The organism is Allobosea sp. TAF32 (assembly GCF_052113585.1).
In the GTDB taxonomy this organism is placed as follows: Bacteria; Pseudomonadota; Alphaproteobacteria; order Rhizobiales; family Beijerinckiaceae; genus Allobosea.
The window spans coordinates 102,568-119,148 of the sequence record NZ_JBFRDM010000012.1; the positions used below are offsets into that span (position 1 = coordinate 102,568).

At 68.4% G+C, this 16,581-nt stretch carries 17 protein-coding genes; 7 read left to right on the forward strand and 10 right to left on the reverse strand.

All coding sequences use genetic code 11. The annotated features are described in order from the left end of the window. Position 1: 1 nt before the first annotated feature. The 4 genes from AB4Z16_RS24605 to tsaD are packed head-to-tail and all read right to left on the reverse strand — an operon-like array spanning position 2 to position 2,799. Positions 2-412: an EVE domain-containing protein gene (locus tag AB4Z16_RS24605; RefSeq protein WP_441513959.1), complete on the reverse strand. Its 411-nt coding sequence runs from the start codon at positions 410-412 to the stop codon at positions 2-4. After that, entirely contained in the window at positions 412-738 is a 327-nt protein-coding gene (locus tag AB4Z16_RS24610; RefSeq protein ID WP_441513960.1) for a hypothetical protein, read from the reverse strand. The genes AB4Z16_RS24605 and AB4Z16_RS24610 overlap by 1 nt, the downstream gene beginning before the upstream one ends. Positions 739-748: 10 nt before the next feature. Then, complete coding sequence (locus tag AB4Z16_RS24615) at positions 749-1,747, reverse strand: NAD(P)H-dependent glycerol-3-phosphate dehydrogenase (RefSeq protein WP_441513961.1); 999 nt, start codon at positions 1,745-1,747, stop codon at positions 749-751. Beyond that, positions 1,744-2,799 (reverse strand): tRNA (adenosine(37)-N6)-threonylcarbamoyltransferase complex transferase subunit TsaD, encoded by a 1,056-nt coding sequence (tsaD, locus tag AB4Z16_RS24620; protein ID WP_441513962.1) that lies wholly within the window; start codon positions 2,797-2,799, stop codon positions 1,744-1,746. Before tsaD ends, AB4Z16_RS24615 begins: the two co-directional genes overlap by 4 nt. A 256-nt stretch (positions 2,800-3,055) precedes the next feature. Here tsaD and AB4Z16_RS24625 point away from each other — a divergent pair, with 256 nt between their 5' ends. From AB4Z16_RS24625 to rpoH, 4 genes are all read left to right on the forward strand, one after another. Continuing rightward, positions 3,056-4,915: a uroporphyrinogen-III synthase gene (locus AB4Z16_RS24625; protein WP_441513963.1), complete on the forward strand. Its 1,860-nt coding sequence runs from the start codon at positions 3,056-3,058 to the stop codon at positions 4,913-4,915. Between the two features lie 17 nt (positions 4,916-4,932). Continuing rightward, positions 4,933-6,645 (forward strand): heme biosynthesis protein HemY, encoded by a 1,713-nt coding sequence (locus AB4Z16_RS24630; protein ID WP_441513964.1) that lies wholly within the window; start codon positions 4,933-4,935, stop codon positions 6,643-6,645. 129 nt (positions 6,646-6,774) lie between these two features. Next, positions 6,775-7,803: an RluA family pseudouridine synthase gene (locus tag AB4Z16_RS24635; RefSeq protein ID WP_441513965.1), complete on the forward strand. Its 1,029-nt coding sequence runs from the start codon at positions 6,775-6,777 to the stop codon at positions 7,801-7,803. A gap of 218 nt (positions 7,804-8,021) precedes the next feature. Further along, complete coding sequence (rpoH, locus tag AB4Z16_RS24640) at positions 8,022-8,918, forward strand: RNA polymerase sigma factor RpoH (RefSeq protein ID WP_441513966.1); 897 nt, start codon at positions 8,022-8,024, stop codon at positions 8,916-8,918. Positions 8,919-8,974: 56 nt separating this feature from the next. Here the strand turns inward: rpoH and AB4Z16_RS24645 are convergent, their stop codons facing one another. Further along, the gene (locus tag AB4Z16_RS24645) at positions 8,975-10,015 is read right to left on the reverse strand and encodes a DUF2125 domain-containing protein (RefSeq protein WP_441513967.1); all 1,041 of its coding nucleotides are present in this window, start codon (positions 10,013-10,015) and stop codon (positions 8,975-8,977) included. 228 nt (positions 10,016-10,243) lie between these two features. Here AB4Z16_RS24645 and AB4Z16_RS24650 point away from each other — a divergent pair, with 228 nt between their 5' ends. Then, positions 10,244-10,816, forward strand: a complete 573-nt coding sequence (locus tag AB4Z16_RS24650) for a gamma-glutamylcyclotransferase (protein WP_441513968.1) — start codon at positions 10,244-10,246, stop codon at positions 10,814-10,816. Here the strand turns inward: AB4Z16_RS24650 and AB4Z16_RS24655 are convergent, their stop codons facing one another. The 5 genes from AB4Z16_RS24655 to ftsE form a co-directional block, all read right to left on the reverse strand. Next, positions 10,817-11,317, reverse strand: coding sequence for a hypothetical protein (locus AB4Z16_RS24655; protein WP_441513969.1), 501 nt, complete (start codon positions 11,315-11,317; stop codon positions 10,817-10,819). A 94-nt stretch (positions 11,318-11,411) separates the two neighbouring features. Then, positions 11,412-12,188 (reverse strand): lysophospholipid acyltransferase family protein, encoded by a 777-nt coding sequence (locus AB4Z16_RS24660; RefSeq protein ID WP_441513970.1) that lies wholly within the window; start codon positions 12,186-12,188, stop codon positions 11,412-11,414. A 57-nt stretch (positions 12,189-12,245) separates the two neighbouring features. After that, entirely contained in the window at positions 12,246-13,046 is an 801-nt protein-coding gene (locus tag AB4Z16_RS24665; protein WP_441513971.1) for a YdcF family protein, read from the reverse strand. A gap of 115 nt (positions 13,047-13,161) precedes the next feature. Then, positions 13,162-14,124, reverse strand: coding sequence for a cell division protein FtsX (locus AB4Z16_RS24670; protein ID WP_441513972.1), 963 nt, complete (start codon positions 14,122-14,124; stop codon positions 13,162-13,164). Continuing rightward, positions 14,111-14,734, reverse strand: a complete 624-nt coding sequence (gene ftsE, locus AB4Z16_RS24675) for a cell division ATP-binding protein FtsE (RefSeq protein WP_441514015.1) — start codon at positions 14,732-14,734, stop codon at positions 14,111-14,113. Before ftsE ends, AB4Z16_RS24670 begins: the two co-directional genes overlap by 14 nt. Before the next feature lie 303 nt (positions 14,735-15,037). On the opposite strand from ftsE, the gene AB4Z16_RS24680 reads away from it, so the two are divergent. Next, a complete protein-coding gene (locus tag AB4Z16_RS24680) occupies positions 15,038-15,847 on the forward strand; it encodes a zinc-ribbon domain-containing protein (RefSeq protein WP_441513973.1) in 810 nt (269 codons plus the stop codon). A gap of 129 nt (positions 15,848-15,976) precedes the next feature. After that, a complete protein-coding gene (gene hpt / locus AB4Z16_RS24685; RefSeq protein ID WP_441513974.1) occupies positions 15,977-16,534 on the forward strand; it encodes a hypoxanthine phosphoribosyltransferase in 558 nt (185 codons plus the stop codon). The last annotated feature ends 47 nt before the right edge of the window (positions 16,535-16,581 follow it).

Consider the following 16,581-nt stretch of genomic DNA (forward strand, 5'->3'; position numbering starts at 1 on the left):
GTCAGAGGCCGCCCATCTTGCAGACGATGGCCCATTCCTCGTCCGTCACGGGCTGGACCGAGAGGCGGAAGGAGGTGACGAGCGACATTTTGGCGAGCTTCGGCTCGGCTTTGACCGCTGCGAGCGAAACGGGCTTCGGCAGCGGCTTCACCGCCTTGAAATCGACGAGCACCCAGGGCGGCCCGGCATCTTCCCAGGGATAGGCTTCCGTGATGACCTCGACGATGCCGACGACCTCGAGCCCCTCGTTGGAGTGGTAGAAGAAGACCTGATCGCCCTTCTTCATCGCCATCAGGTTGAGCTTGGCGGTGTGGTTCTTCACCCCGTCCCAATGCGTGCCCTTGGCGCCGGCCTTGACCTGGTCGTCCCAGGACCAGACCGAGGGTTCGGATTTGATCAGCCAGTGAGCCATCAGGCCTCGTCCTCCTTGAGCGGCACCGGCGGCTGCGACGCCGCCTCGCCCTGTTCATTCCAGAACCGCACCATCTCGCGCGTCAGTGCGGCGTAATCCTTGGGGTCGAGCTCGACCCGGACCTCGCCCTCGCCCAAGGGCAGGATCAGCACGAAGCGATGCGTGCCCTCGGCCTTGCGCCGGCGATGCTGGAGTACCGGGCCGGCGATCCGCCCGGCCAGCGGCACGGGCTGTCCCTCCGCGACGAGCTCCGAGCCCGTGGTCTTGCGGACTTCGGCGATGCCGCGCGCGACGCGCTTGGTGAGGTCGGACCAGTCGTTTGCCATGTCCCTCTCCCTATCGTTCCGCCCGGATCGGGCGGGCGAGCAGGGCGGCCACGGCCTCCCGCACGCCGATGCGTCCGGCGATGATCTCGGCCACGGCTTCGGCGATCGGCGTCTCGATGCTCCGGGAGCGCGCCATCTCGACCAGAACCGGGGCGGTGAAGGCGCCTTCGGCGAGCTTGCCGCCTGCCGCCTCGGCCGGGCTGCGACCCTGCCCGAGCGCCAGACCATAGGCGAAATTGCGCGATTGCGGGGAGGCGCAGCTCAACACGACGTCGCCGAGGCCCGACAGCCCCATCAGGGTTTCCGCTTCGCCGCCATAGGCCTCGCCGAAGCGACGCAGTTCTGCGAAGCCGCGCGCGACCAGCGCCGCGCGTGCGCTCTCGCCGTAGCCGAGGCCGATGGTGATGCCGGCGGCGATGGCGAGCACGTTCTTGGCAGCGCCGCCGATCTCGACGCCGAGCGGATCGTCGGAATGGTAGATGCGGAAGGCTGGCGAGCTGAGCGCCTCGGCCAGCGCCTGCGCCAGCTGCGGTTCTGCCGCCGCGAGCGTCACCGCCGTCGGCAGGCCGCGCCCGATATCGGCGGCAAAGCTCGGGCCGGACAGGATCGCGGTGCGGGCGCCGGGTAGCACGCTCTCGATGATCTCGGTCGGAAACAGGCCGCTCGTCTGCTCGATGCCTTTGGCGGCGGAGACGATCGGTACGCCCGCCGGCAGATGCCCAGCCAGATTCTGGCAGGCCGAACGCAAATTCTGGGTCGGTACGGCGATGATCAGCGCGCTGCAATCCGCGAGGTCGTCGAGAGAGGCCGTGGCGTGAATCGTTTCGGGCAGCACGACATCGGGCAGGCGCGGCGCCTGGCCGCTGCGCTCGATGGCCGCGACGGTCTCCGGGTCACGCGCCCAAAGCCGGACCTTGCGCCCGGCGCGGGCTGCGGCGAGCGCCAGCGCCGCGCCGTAGGAGCCGGCGCCGACGACACCGATGGTCGCGTAGGCCGCCGCGCGTTTCATGCCGCGGTCGTAGGCTTGGCCGAGAGCTCGTCGAGCGGCCAGCGCGGGCGGGCGGCAACCGTCATGTCGTCGACGAGGCCGAGGCGGAGACGCTCGAGCCCGGCCCATGCGATCATCGCGCCATTGTCGCCGCAGAGCGCCTGCGGCGGGGCGACCATCGGCAGGCCGGCTTCGGTGGCAAGGCGCGTCAGCCCGCTACGAATCGCCTGATTGGCTGCGACGCCGCCGGCAACGACGAGCGTCGAGGGCGTGATGCCGGCCTCGCGGCAGGCGCGCAGCCCGGCACGGGTGCGGTCCACCATGACGTCGACGATGGCGGCCTGGAAGGAGGCGCAGAGGTCCGCGACATCATTGTCGGAAAGCGGTGCGATCCGCTCGGCGACGAGGCGCACGGCGGTCTTGAGGCCGGAGAGCGAGAAATCCGGATTGGCGCGGCCTTGCATCGGGCGGGGGAAATCGAAGCGCTCGGGGTCGCCTTTCAACGCCTCGCGCTCGACCGAGGGGCCTCCGGGGTAGGGCAGGGCCAGCATCTTGGCGATCTTGTCGAAAGCCTCGCCGACCGCGTCGTCGATGGTTCCGCCGAGCTTGAGATAGTCGCCGACGCCGCGCACCGCCAGCAACTGGGTGTGGCCGCCGGAAACCAGCAGAAGGAGATAGGGGAAGGCGAGGTTGTCGGTGAGGCGGGCGGTCAGCGCATGCGCCTCGAGATGGTTGATCGCGATGAAGGGCTTGCCGGTCGCGAGCGCGATCGCCTTGCCGGCGGTCAAGCCCACCATGACACCGCCGACCAGGCCGGGACCGGCCGCCGCCGCAACGGCGTCGATCTCACCGGGTTTCATGCCTGCCGTCGCGAAGGCGCGCGCGATGATGCGGTCGATCGCCTCGACATGGGCGCGCGCCGCGATCTCCGGGACGACGCCGCCATAGGCCGCATGGGCGGCGATCTGGCTCAGCACCTCGTTCGACAGGATCTTGCTCTCGCCCGAGCGCTCGACGGAGACGATCGCGGCCGCTGTTTCGTCGCAGGTCGTCTCGATCCCAAGGACACGCATGATCGTTCGATTAACCTCACGGAACGGAAGAACGGGACGAGGGGTCATGTCCGGCAGTTCCTCGCCGGCCATTCCTTCGTATAGTGCGCGGTACGGTGCAAGGCCAAGGGGCGTGGGCCACGACCTTTGCTGCAGAGACAAAAACGGAGACGGCATGCACGGCATCATTGTTCCGCCTCAATGCGGATCGAACGCGGTTCGCTGCATCGTTTGCGCATCGTCCGGTGGTCGTTGCCCTTCTTGTCAGGAGCTGTGAATGCGCGTTTTCGTCTTCCGTCCCCGCCCCGATGCCGAACGGACCGCGCGCGCCATTGCCGATCATGGTTTCGAGCCTGTGCTCGCGCCGCTCTTCGACGTAGTGCGGCTGCCCGGAGCAGCACCGGAGGCTGCGTTCGACGCGATCGTGCTGACGAGCGGCAACGCCATCCCGGCACTCACCGAAGGGCCGGCCGGCTGGCGTGACCTGCCGGTCTTCACCGTCGGTGCGCGAACGGCGGCCAGGGTCCGCGAAGCCGGACTCGACGATGCGCGCAGTGCCGATGGCGACCGCGACGACCTGATCGAATTGATCAAGCGGACGCTTCCGGCTCCGGCGAAGCTGCTGATGATCGTCGGGCGCGATCGCAAGGAGGATGTGCCGGACCGGCTCAAGGAAGCCGGCTACGCGGTGACGCTCTGGACCGCCTATGCGGCCGAGCCCGTCACCGTCCTGCCCGAGGATACGCAAGCCGCGCTGCGGCATGGCCAGCCGGGCGATGCGGCTCTCCACTATTCGGCGCGCGGGGCCCGCACCTTCATCGCACTGGCACAGGCCGCCGGTGTCTCGGACGCGGCGCTCGAACTCACCCATGTCGTCATGTCGGCTGATGTCGCGGCACCGCTGATCGCGGCGGGGGCCAGCACGGTGCTTGTCGCCGAGCACCCGGAGGAGGCGGGGATGCTGGCCGCGCTGGAACAGGTTTCCGCGCGGGCTGGCGCATCCGACCCCGCCCGGCCGGAGCCGCGCGGCAGCCTCAAACGCACCCCGCCGACCATCGAGCTCAAGGCCGAGGCGGAAGCGCCTGCAGCAGCGCCTGATACCGCTCATGCAGACGCCCATCCCTCGGAAGCGATTGCGCCGACGGAGGCCCTGCCGCAGGAATTCAGGCCGCCGCCCGTCGAGCCGCAGCGAGATGCCGGCGAGCGCCAGCCGCCGGCGGGAACGCCCTGGCTGCACTTGATCGCAGCCGGGCTTGTCGGCGGAATCATCGGAGCGGGCGGCGTGTTCCTGGCGCTGAATCGGGTCAGCCCGGCGGCGACCGGCGAGCAGATCGCCGAGCTGCGCAACCGGATCGATGCCGTGCAGACCAGCATCGCGCTGGCCGACCGCAAGGCGACCGCCGCGTCGGACGCGGTGACGAAAGCGGGCTCGGAGATGCAAGCGCTCGCCGGCAAGCTGGGGGCCCTCGGCAACGCATCTGCGCCCGATACGAGCGCCTTCGCGGCCCAGGCCCAGCGGGCAGAGGCGGCGACAGCGGCGCTCGGGCAGCGACTCGACCAGATCACGGGTCGCGTCGGCGCGGTCGAGGCGCAGGCGAAGAGCGCGGCCGCGATCGGCCCCGAAGCGACCGCCGCGGCGCGGGTCGTCTTGGCCGAGCGGGTGCAGCGTGCGCTCGCCGGCGGCCGTCCTTTCGTCGGCGACGTCGCGGCGCTGGCGAAGAGCGGCGTCGCACAGGCCGATCTGGCGGCTCTCGGCGCTGTCGCGTCTTCAGGCGCGACGACGCGCGACGCGCTGCTCAGCGGCTTCCGCAAGCATGGTGCGATGTTCCAGCGCGAGGTCACGCCGCAATCCGGCAGTTGGTCGGACAAGCTCCTCGGCCTCGCCAGCCGGATCGTCACGGTCCGCCCGGTCGGCGATAATGGCTCCACAGACCCGGCGACGCTGCCCATCCGGCTCGAGGCTGCCATTGCGGCCGGCGACATGCCGAAGGCTGCGGCACTGTGGGGACAGTTGCCCGAGCCGGCGCGCCGTGCCAGTGCGGATTTCGGCGCCGATCTACAGAAACGGGCTGCGGCGGATGCGGCGATCGCCAAGATCGCGCAGGATGCAGTCGCGGCGCTCGGCGCCGCCGGCTGACGGAGGATAGAGGGTCCATGGTTCGCGTTCTCATCTATCTTGCCGTCTTCGCCTGCCTTGCCTTCGGCGCGGTGTGGCTTGCGGATCGTCCGGGCGAGGTCTCGGTGCTCTGGCAGGGCTACCGGATCGAGACCAGCGTCGCGATTGCCGCGGTCGGCGTCGTGGCGCTTGCGTTCATCGTGCTGCTGGTCTGGGCGGTGCTGCGCTTCGTCTTCGGCCTGCCCTCGGCCTTCAGCCTGTCCTCGCGCGCCAGGCGCCGGGCGCGCGGCTTCGAGGCCGTCTCGCGCGGCATGGTCGCGATCGGCGCGGGCGATCCCGTCGCGGCCGGGCGCTATACCAGCGAAGCGCGCCGCTTCGTGCCGAACGAGCCATTGACGCTGCTGCTCGAAGCGCAGACGGCGCAGCTCTCGGGCGATCGCGGTCAGGCGGAGGCTGCCTTCAAGGCCATGCTCGACAAGCCGGAGACACGCGTGCTCGGCCTGCGCGGCCTTTTCGTCGAGGCCAAGCGCCGCGGCGACATGGCGGCCGCCCGCGCCTTCGCCGATGACGCCGTGCGCCGCTCTCCTTCGCTCGCCTGGGCCAATGATGCGCTGCTCGATTTTCATACCAATGCCGGCGACTGGCAGGCGGCGCGCACGGCCGTCGAGCGCCGCGCCGCGCTGCGGCTTGCCGACAAGGCGGAGGCGCGACGCCAGCGCGCCGTGCTGCTCGCGGCCGAAGCTCTGCAGGAGCGGGACCGTGAGCCGGAGAAGGCGCTCGCTGCCGCTCTCGAGGCGGTGAAGCTCGCGCCGTCGCTGACGCCGGCCGCCGCGCTTGCCGGACGGATGCTGTCGGAGCGCGGAGATGTCCGCAAGGCGTCCAGGCTGCTGGAGGCCGCCTGGCGCGAAGCTCCGCATCCCGATATCGCGGCCGCCTATCTCGACGCGCGGCCGGGTGACAGTGCGCTCGACCGGCTCAACCGTGCGACCACCTTGTCGAAGCTGCGGCCGGCCGATCCGGAGAGCGTGTTGGCGCTGGCCGGCGCCGCGATCCAGGCGCGCGAATTCCAGAAGGCGCGCGAGACCCTGAAGCCGCTGCTAGCCGGCGGCGCCTCGGTGCGCGCCTGCCTGCTGATGGCGGAGCTTGAGGAAGCCGAGCATGGCGCCGCTGGCCGGGTTCGCGAATGGCTGGCGCGGGCGACGCGGGCACCGCATGATGCGGCCTGGGTCGCGGACGGGCTGGTCTCCGACCATTGGATGCCGGTTTCACCGATCACCGGCCGCCTCGACGCTTTCGTCTGGACCGTGCCGCCGGCGACGCTGGGGAGCCCGCCTCAGGCACTCGATGACGTGCTGGTCGACCTCGACGATTCGACCAAGCTGATCGAGATCAAGCCGGTCTCGGCGACGACGATCGAGCCGGTGGCGGTCGCTCCCCCGGCCGCGCCCGCGCCGAAGGAAGAACCGAAGCCGGAGCCGGCCGCAGCGGTGGTGCAGCCCCCTCCAAAGGAGGAGCTGAAGCCGGCTGCCGCGGCGAAACCGGTCGACGTGGTGGTGGAGGCCGCGAAGCCAGCCGAAGCCCGTGCCGCCGAAGTCACGTCGGCCCAGACCGTCAAGCCTGCGGCGGTTGCGCGCGAAGCCGCGCCGCCAAAGCCGGTGATCTTCCCGGTCTCGCATGCGCCTGATGATCCGGGGCCGGACGACGAGCCGCCGCCGGAGCCGAAGAAGAGCGGCTTCCGCCTGTTCGGCTGAGCCAGTTCGTATCGCTACCCTCCGCAAGCATCCCGGTTGCCCCCAGGTCGACCCAGGATGACTGCGGAGGTTTTGTCACGGACGCGGAAAAGGCGTGCGGTACCGCCGCATGCAACGTATAGCGGCGCGATGACATCCGTTCTCGATCCGAATGCCAGCGTGACCCTGCAGGTCGGCCCCGAACAGGCCGGCCAACGCCTCGACAAGGCACTCGCGCTGCTCGCGGGCGAGATTTCACGTGCGCGGCTGCAGCACGTCATCAAGGAGGGCGGCGTCCGCCTCAACGGCGCCGTCGTCAGCGACGGGAGCCGCAAGGTTGTCGAAGGCGACGAACTCGCCCTCGTCATGCCCGAGGCCAAGCCGGCCGAGCCCATCGGGCAGGATATCCCGCTCGATGTCGTCTATGAGGACGAACATCTCATCGTCATCGACAAGCCGGCGGGGCTGGTCGTCCATCCGGCGGGGGGCCATGAGGATGGTACGCTCGTCAACGCGCTGATCGCGCATTGCGGCGAGAGCCTCTCCGGCATCGGCGGCGTCAGGCGGCCGGGCATCGTGCACCGGCTCGACAAGGATACCAGCGGACTGCTCGTCGTCGCCAAGAACGATCAGGCGCATCAGAAGCTCGCCAAGCAGTTCGCCGATCACGGCCGCACCGGCCCTCTGCAGAGGGCCTATCTCGCCATCGTCTGGGGCGTGCCGCGGCTGCACCAGGGCACGATCAATGCGCCGATCGAGCGATCGAACCGCAATCGCGAGAAGATGATGGTGGTCAAGGAGGGGCGTGGCCGCGAGGCGATCACGCACATAGAATTGATTGAGCGCTACCCGCCCCTGCTCAAGGGGCTCGACGAGACCGAGCCGCTGGCGAGCCTGATCGAGTGCCGGCTGGAGACCGGGCGCACGCATCAGATCCGCGTGCATATGAGCCATATCGGCCACCCGCTGCTCGGCGACCAGCTCTACGGCTCGGGATTCGTCACCAAGGCGGTGCGATTGCCCGCGGACGCGCAGGCGGCGCTCGCCGCGCTGGGGCGTCAGGCACTGCATGCCGCCATCCTGGGCTTTGCGCATCCCGCCACGGGCGAGGAAATGCTGTTCGAGTCCGAGCCGCCCAGGGATTTTGCGAATCTGCAAACCGCGCTCGCGACGCTGTGAGTCAATCTGGCTTCTCTGCCACCTTTCCGCCAGACTGAGTTCGCATATACTGGGGTTGTCGGATGCGGATGGCCAAGGGGGCGCCGCACGCGATCAGTCCAGCCGAACTCCACAGCAGTTGCTGCGTTGGATCTACTCGCATCATCCGAAACCTGCGCGAAGGTTGATCGCGCGGTGGGCCTGCCGCACAGCGGGAGCCTTGATGAGGAGACACGCGCATGGCGAGTGCTTCGCTGCCTGTCCTGTCCGCCGAAGGCGGGCTGTCACGTTATCTCGACGAAATCCGCAAGTTCCCGATGCTGGAACCGAGCGAGGAGTACATGCTGGCCAAGCGCTGGCGCGAGCATGGCGACCGCGACGCGGCGCACAAGCTCGTTACCTCGCATCTTCGCCTCGTCGCCAAGATCGCCATGGGCTACCGCGGCTACGGCCTGCCGATCGGCGAAGTCGTATCCGAAGGCAATGTCGGCCTGATGCAGGCGGTCAAGCGCTTCGAGCCTGATAAGGGGTTCCGCCTCGCCACCTATGCGATGTGGTGGATCAAAGCCTCGATTCAAGAGTACATCCTGCGCTCCTGGTCGCTGGTGAAGATGGGCACCACGGCCAACCAGAAGAAGCTGTTCTTCAACCTGCGCAAGGCCAAGAGCAAGATCTCGGCGCTGGGCGAGGGCGATCTGCGCCCCGATCAGGTCAAGCAGATCGCGACCAAGCTCGGCGTCAACGAGCAGGATGTGGTCGAGATGAACCGCCGCCTCGGCGGCGACGCTTCGCTCAACACACCATTGCGCGAGGATGGCGAGGGCGAATGGCAGGACTGGCTGGTCGATGATTCCGAGAGCCAGGAGCGCCGCCTCGCCGATTCGCAGGAGAGCAGCAACCGTCATACGGCTCTGCACGAGGCGCTCGCGGTGCTGAACCCGCGCGAGCGCCGGATCTTCGAGGCGCGTCGTCTCGCCGAGGATCCGATCACGCTGGAGCAGCTCTCCGAGGAGTTCGGCGTTTCGCGCGAGCGCGTCCGCCAGATCGAAGTGCGCGCCTTCGAGAAGGTGCAGGAGGCGGTCAAGAAGGCCATCACCCGCATCGAGGCGCCGCGCGCGGCCCTGCCGGCCGCCTGAGCCGGCGCCGCATCACAGAACGAGCAAGGGGCGCCGCGGCGCCCCTTTTTTTGTGCTCAGTAGAGCGGCGGCAGCGGTTGGAGCGGCAGCCGGAAGGGCCCGATGAAGACTCGGCCCTCGCGCAGCGACACCGGCGGCAGCGGGGTGAGGCCGGGTGCCGCCGACTTCTCCGCGCCCCGGCCGCCGAGAAGGCCGCCGAGCCCTCCGAGCAGGTTGCCGATGCGCATCCCGCCGATCTGCTCAATGCCTGCTGCGGCCAGCCGGAGGTCGCCGGAGACGCGACGCATCGGGTCGAGCTGCAACACGCCGCTGCCGTCGACGCGGGCCTTGCCCTTGGTCGAGACGAGGCGGGTCAGCTCGAAGGCCCCGTTGGCGCCGCGCCAGCTTTCCAGCGCATCGGGGTTGAAGCCTTTGCGGAAGGCCTCGGCCTGGGTCAGCGTCGCATCCAGCGCGATCTCGCCCGTATCGGTGTTGCCGAGCAGCGCGTCGATCGGCGGCAGAACCGTCCCCTTGGCCGTGAGGGCGATGTCGACGGCCTGGTCGGTAGCTGGCCGAGATGGATTGCGGCGCAGATGGGTCTCCAGGGATTTGCTGCTCCAGGTCTCCGGATTCAGGCCGGGCGCCGTCTGAACGGCCGTCAGGTCGCTGGCGACGAGAGCGAAGCGCTCGGGATTGCGCCAGGCGAGGCTGGCATCGAGATTGCTCCAGGTGAGCGCGAGCGAGCGGCCTTCCGGCAGGGTGACCTTGGCGGGGCTGGTGAACTCGAAAATCACGAGGCTGGGCGAGTAGATCTGGCCGACGGCGACGGCGGGACCGGTCTCGACGCGGACAGCGTCTCCCCAGCGCGTCGAGGTCAGCGCGAGCGCATTGCAGCGCAGCTCGATTCTGAATGGATAGCCGCCGATCGTGCGGTCGGTGCAGGTCCAGGTGCGGCCGCGCTCGGCCTCGCGCGCCAGGGCGGCATCGATCTCGGCCGTGGCGCGGCCCCGCGCGTAGAACCAGAAGGCGGACCAGGCGGCGGCCAGGATGACGAGCAGAAGCGTGGGACCGTAGAGCCAGAAGCGGCTGTGACGGCGCGTCGGAAGGGGATCGGTCATGCGGCAGGCGTTCCTTGCGCGGAGGCGGGCGGCGCGCGATATCGCCAGGGCGAAGACGGCCCTGGCGATATCGCTCTTCAATGTGGCATCGTTTTCGCCCGAAAACCGAGTTTCACTTTTCTGTCCGATGCCTTAGCTCGCCGCAGGAACCGGCGCCAGAGCGGCGAGGGCCTTGCTGGACTGCGGGGCCCAGCAAGCAGGCTGGCGCGGCTAAATTATGGGATGGCGATGACGACCGAATTCGGCGCGACCGATCTCTGGGTCTTCGGCTACGGCTCGCTGATCTGGCGGCCGGGCTTTCCCTTCGAAGAAAGCGTACAGGCGCGGCTGCACGGCTATCACCGTTCGCTCTGCGTCTTCTCGCATGTCCATCGTGGCACGCCCGAGCGGCCGGGCCTGGTGCTGGGGCTCGATCGCGGCGGTGTCTGCCGGGGGCTCGCCTTCCGGGTCGCTGCGGCGCAGGCGAAGGAGACCGTGGACTATCTGAGGGCGCGCGAGCAGGCGACGGCCGTCTATCTCGAGCGCCATGTTCCGCTCAGGCTGGAGGATGGCCGCCAGGCGCGCGGGCTGGTCTATGTGGCCGATCGCAAGCATCTGCAATATGCCGGCAAGCTGCCGCCCGCCCAGTTGCTCAAGCTCGTTCGGGAGGGAAAGGGCCAGTCCGGCGAGAACCCGGACTATGTGCTGCGTACGCATGAGCATCTGCGCAAGATGGGGATCTACGACCCGGTCCTGGCCTGCCTCGCGCAGGAGCTGGCGCCCGGCCTGGGCGCCCCGCATCCGCCCTTGGCGCGCGGCTGATCAGCCCTCTGGGCAGGCTTCCGGCATCAGGTCGAGCAGCGCGGCGCGACGGCTCAAGCCATCCTCGGCGAGAAGGTGCACATGGATCTCGGCAGCGCCCGCAGCCATGATCGCGCGCTGCCAGCGGCTCAGGGCCGCCTCGACGCCGAAGGGGCCGGAATCGCGCGCCGCGATGATGCGCCGATCGGGCGAGACTGCGAGCAGCACGGCGTCGATGAAGCCGAGCGCATGAACATCGTCGATGGAGAACACCGACGCGACATAGCGCCGGCCGGACCGGCCGCGCCAGGCGGTGAAGCGGCGCTCGCCGAGGCCGGCCGTGCTGCGCAGCGGCATCTCGCGCGCCACCAGATCGTCCTGCGTCTCCTCGGGCGCGAAGCGGCGATCCATCTCCTTGTTCGAGCGTCGGATCTCTCCGAAAAGACGATTCCGCTTCTCGGCCCGACGCTCCAGCGGCTCGTCGAAGAGATCGGGGGTGTAGCGATAGGCGAGAGCGGCCATGTCCGTTCCTCCGTGGTGGGAACAAAATGGGAACGACATGGGGATAAGTCAAGCGTCGGACCCGGCAGACTCCGGGACGGCGCCGTCTCTGCTGTCAGGGCTTGTCAGGAGCCTGCGTCGCCAGCGGGTCGAGGCCGAGCGCGGCGAGCTCCGCACGCCCCTGCGCCAGCAGCCTGTCGCAGGCTGTTTCGATTCGTTCCTGCAGCTCACGCTGAAAGGCGAGCTTGCCGAGGCCGGGCATGATCGGTGGCAGGATCTCGATGCGGATCGTGCCGGGGCGGCGCAGGAACTTTCGGCGCGGCCAGTAGAGGCCGGTATTGAGTGCTACGGGGACGCAGGGAACGCCGAGCTCGGCGTAGAGATGGGCGGCGCCGAACTTGTAGGCCGGTGGCGCGCCGGGAGGGCGGCGCGTACCTTCCGGGAAGATCAGCAGCTGACGGCCGTTCTGGCCGAGCTCGACCTTGGCGCGGCGGGTCACATCGGACAGGGCGCGGGCGCGGGCTCCGCGATTGACGGGAATCATTCGCAGCCGATTCAGAGCCCAGCCGAAGAGCGGGATCCAGGTCAACTCGCGCTTCAGGATGAAAACGGGGTCCGGGAATAAGGTGATGAGTGTGAAGGTCTCGACGAAGGACTGATGCTTCGCCGCCACCATCAGGCCGCCCTGGGGAATGTTTTCGATGCCGGTGACCTCGTAGCGCGTGCCGGCGACCACGCGCAGCAGCCAGAGCGAGGATCGCGACCAAGCGATCGCCGCGGCCAGCAGGATCCGCTTGGGCAGAAACAGCGCCGGCAGGATGATGAAGATCAGCCAGAGGACGAGATTGGCATAGAACAGCGTGTTGAAGGCGAGGGAGCGCAGAACGAGCATGCTGCGCAATGAGCCTGAGATGCGGCTCCGGTCAAGCGCCTGCGCGGTTTTCGGGACTCAGCCCTCGTGACGGATATGGCCCGGCAGCCGCGACCGCTTCTCGGCCGCCGGCCCCAGAAGCTCCGCCGGCTTCGACGAGACAGGCTTGCGGCCGCCGGTGATCACCGAGAGCCGCGAATTCTCGGGATCGCGTTCGACGAGGCTGCGCAGACGCGCAACGAGATATTTCACATATTCCGGTGCGAGAACCTTGATCGTCGCCCAGCGATACCACCAGCCCGTCGTGTCGAGATGCTCGGTCACGACCGGGTGGGGGATCAGCGTCACGCCCGGCATGGCATGGGCGAATTCCGCGACTGTGCGGGGCATGTGGTAGTTCGAGGTCACGACCAGCAGCGAGCGGAAACCATGCTGACGGACCCAGCGCCGGGCCTCGATGGCGTTTCCGATGGTGTTGCGGGCGCGATAATCGAGGTCGACGCAGCAATTCAGCAGGTCGCGCGAGGCGGGGTTGAGCTTGGCGAGTTCCTCGCGGCTCGTCTTCTCGTTGACGCCGCTGATCAGGAGGCGGGCGCCGCGATCGGCCCCGAGCAGGCCGATGGCGTCGCCGATGCGCTGGGCGCCGCCGGTGACCACGACGATCGCGTCGGTGCGGGGCGTCGCCGTCGGCTCCTGCGCGTCGATGCCCGCGGCGAAGCTGACATAGCCGAGGCCGAGCAGCAGCGTGCCGGCGGCGGCGAGTGCAGCCACGGCCAGTGCCAGGATGCGGCGCAGCGCCGGGCCTGCGGCCGGCGTCGAGCGCCGCGCCGCTGAATCCGGCGGCTCGATCGAGAGATCGCGCTTGGTGCTGCCGATCATGGCCATGATATTGCTGGCATAACCCGGCATTCGGGCATAACGGCGGCGGCAACATGCCGGTTCCCGCCGCAGGAGTGAAGGATCGGTTGACGACCGGCCGCCGCTCCGCGCTCGCTCATGACAGCATCCGCAGATAGTGACGGACGGTGAAGCGCGAGACGAGACCGGCAATCGCGGCGACCACAACCGCGACGAGAAGCACTGCGGCATAGCCGGCCCAGCCGATCTCGAAGGCACCGAACAGAGCCTGCAGCTGCTCGGCTTCCGGCGCCGTGCGCCAGCGCGAGACGACTAAGCCGATGAGGGCGATGGCGAGGATCGCGGCAAGGCCGCCGAATGCGCCACCCTTGAGTCCCAGCCTGATGAAGCGGCTCTGGAATTCGCGCGCGATGAAACCGTCATTGGCGCCGACGAAATGTAGCACTTCGACACTGTCGCGGCTGCCCGCCATCGCGCCGCGTGTGGCGAAGGCGACGGCGAGAGCGGCCGCCGTCAGCACCAGCAGGACGATCGCGAAGCCGGAGGCGACGATGGTACCGGCCATGGCCGAAAGGCGCCGGACCCAGAGCCGGTGATCGTCGAGGATCGCCGTCGGCACCTCGCGGCGCAGCGTCGGCCCGAAACTCGCAAGATCCGGGCTGGCGCCACCCTTGAGCTTGAGCACGATCAGGCGCGGAATCGGCAGCTCGACGAGGTCGAGGCCCGTGCCGAGCCAGGGTTCGAGCAGCTTGTCTGATTCGGCCTTGGGAACGGCGCGCACGCTGTCGATGCCGTCGAGCGCCTGCGCCATCGCCACGGCGCGCGCGACATCGTCATCGATGCTGCGATGCGAATCAGGCCGGATCTGAATGGTCATCTCGTTGGAAATGGCTCCCCGCCACTGATCGGAAGCGCGCGCGGCGAGCACGGCGGCGCCGGCGCTAAGCGCAGCGAGGAAGGTCAGGATCGCGATCACCGCCATCAGCGCGCGGCCGGCAACGGTGTCGACAGGCACGAGTGGCAGGTCGCGCCGCAGATTGGGCGGCAGCGCCCGTTCCGCATGTTCCGGTTCGTGATGGCCGGGCTCAGGCATCGACATGCAGTTGCCCGTCGGCCAGCACGAGGCGCGGCGCGTCGTAGATTTCCATCAGGTTGAGATCATGCGTCGCGATGATCACGGCGGTGCCGAGCGATTGCAGCTCCATGAACAGCCGGAGCAGCCGCCGGCCGAGACCGGGATCGACATTGCCGGTGGGCTCGTCGGCGAGCAACAGTTCCGGACGGCCGATCAGGGCGCGGGCGATGGCGGCGCGCTGCTTCTCGCCGCCTGAGAGCACGGGCGGCACGGCATGCATGCGCTCGCCGAGCCCGACCCATCGCAGCAATTCGACGACCTCGGCGCGATAGCTCGCCTCCTCCTTGCCGAGCACGCGCAAGGGCAGCGCGACATTCTCGTAGACGGTGAGATGATCGAGCAGGCGGAAATCCTGGAAGACCACGCCCATGCGGCGGCGAAAGGCGGTGAGCGTGTCGGCATCGAGGCGTGAGACGTCCTGGCCGAACAGGTTCACCAGCCCGCGTGTCGGCTTCAACGCCATCAGGATAAGGCGCATCAACGTCGTCTTGCCGGCACCGGACGGCCCGGTGAGATACTGGAACGAGCGCGGCGCGATGCTGAAGTTGATGTCCTTCAGCACCTCCGGTCCCATGCCATAACGCAGGCCGACATTTTCGAACCGAACCAAGCGGTCTTCCTCATTCAGCGAAACGCGTATCCGGGCCGATCCTACACCGCAAGCAAGCCGGCCCGGAACCGCTGGAGGGCAGCAGTTTGCGCTACAGATTCTTCACGGGGCGTTAACCATAAATCGTGCCAATAGCAGCGGGCATTTCCGTTCGCCGTCATCCGTGCTTCAGCGCCTGTCGTTGCGCCAGGCTCCGAAGAGCGAATCCCGGACCGAAGCGTACCGGAGACACCCGGCCATCGTTGCGAAGAGATTGCCCGAAAGCCCATGCTGATCGTCTGCCCATCCTGCGCCAGCCAGTATGAACTCGACGCGGCTAAACTGGGGCCGGAAGGCCGAAAAGTGCGCTGCGCGAGTTGCAAGACCGCATGGCATGTCGCGCCAGTCGCCGTCTTTCCTGACGCACCCAGCGAGGAGGAGACGAAAGCCCTGCTGGCAGAGGAGATGGAGCGCGCCGCCGCCATCGACGCCGAGATCACGGCGCTTGCCGCCGAAACCAGTGAAAAGGCGGGTGCGGAAGCTGAAATAGCTGCCGCCGACAGCCGGCCTTCCGCGAGACGCGGCAAGCGTGGTTCGGCCAGGCGTGGTTCGCCCAGGGCATCGACGACGAAAGGCTTGCGGGAGCGTGCCGTCGCGTTGCCCGCCGCCGCCGCTGTCGCGGGTCTTGCCCTGCTCGGCTTCGCCGCGTGGCAGCGCAACGCAGTCGTCCGCGCTGCGCCGCAGCTCGCAAGCGTCTTCGAGACGGTCGGGCTGCCGGTGAATGTGCGGGGCCTGAGCCTGGGCGCCATCGAGAGCGGTTTGATCGAGGATGGCGCGAACCGTTTCCTGGTGGTCGAGGGCGATGTCACCAACGTCACAAAGAGCAAGGCGAGGGTGCCGCTGATCGAGGTCGCTGTGAAGGATGCGGCCGGCGCGACGCTCTACAGCTGGACGACGGAGCCACCGCGGGCCAGCCTGGAGCCCGCCGAACTGATCCGTTTCCGAGCCCGGCTGGCTTCTCCCCCGGAAAGCGGGCGGTCCGTGCAGGTGCGCTTCACTTCGGCCGCGACAACCGCCAATATCGCCAGCACGCACTGATGCTGCTAGGACGGGTGCCTGTCGATCGGGCCCATTCGGCCGGACGGCGTTCATGACTCATTGCTGCGGGGCCCGGCGCATCCAGCTTGCGCGGGGCCGGTTGCGGCCGGAAACGACGACGGAGAGATTATGCCCGAACGGCGGATCAGGGTTCTTTACGACGAGGCTGCGATCGCGCGGCGCAACCAGGAGATGGCCGAGGCCATCGCCGCCAGCAATCCCAAGGATCTGCTCGTCGTTGCCGTTCTCAAGGGCAGCTTCATGTTCGCGGCCGACCTGATCCGGGCGATGCATCGCATCGGGCTCGCGCCGCAGGTCGAGTTCATTCATCTGTCGAGCTATCGGACCGGAACGGTTTCTACGGGCCAGGTCGAGATCCTGCGCGATGTGCAGAGCGAGGTGCGCGGGCGCGACGTGCTTCTGGTCGACGACATCCTGGAATCCGGCCGCACGCTGGCTTTCGCCAAGGATCTGCTGGCCGCACGCGGCGCCGCGAAGGTGTCCACCGCGGTCCTGTTGGAAAAGCCGCACAAGCGCGCCGTCAACATCCAGGCTGATTATGTCGGCTTCGAATGCCCGGACTACTTCGTGGTCGGCTACGGCATGGATGTCGCGCATTCCTATCGGCAGCTGCCCTTCGTCGGCGTGATCGAGACGGAAGATCAGGCCGGGCTGCCGGGCATCTAGAATTTTTGTTTTGTCGCATTTTCTTCGCGCGAAGCAGTGTCCACTTC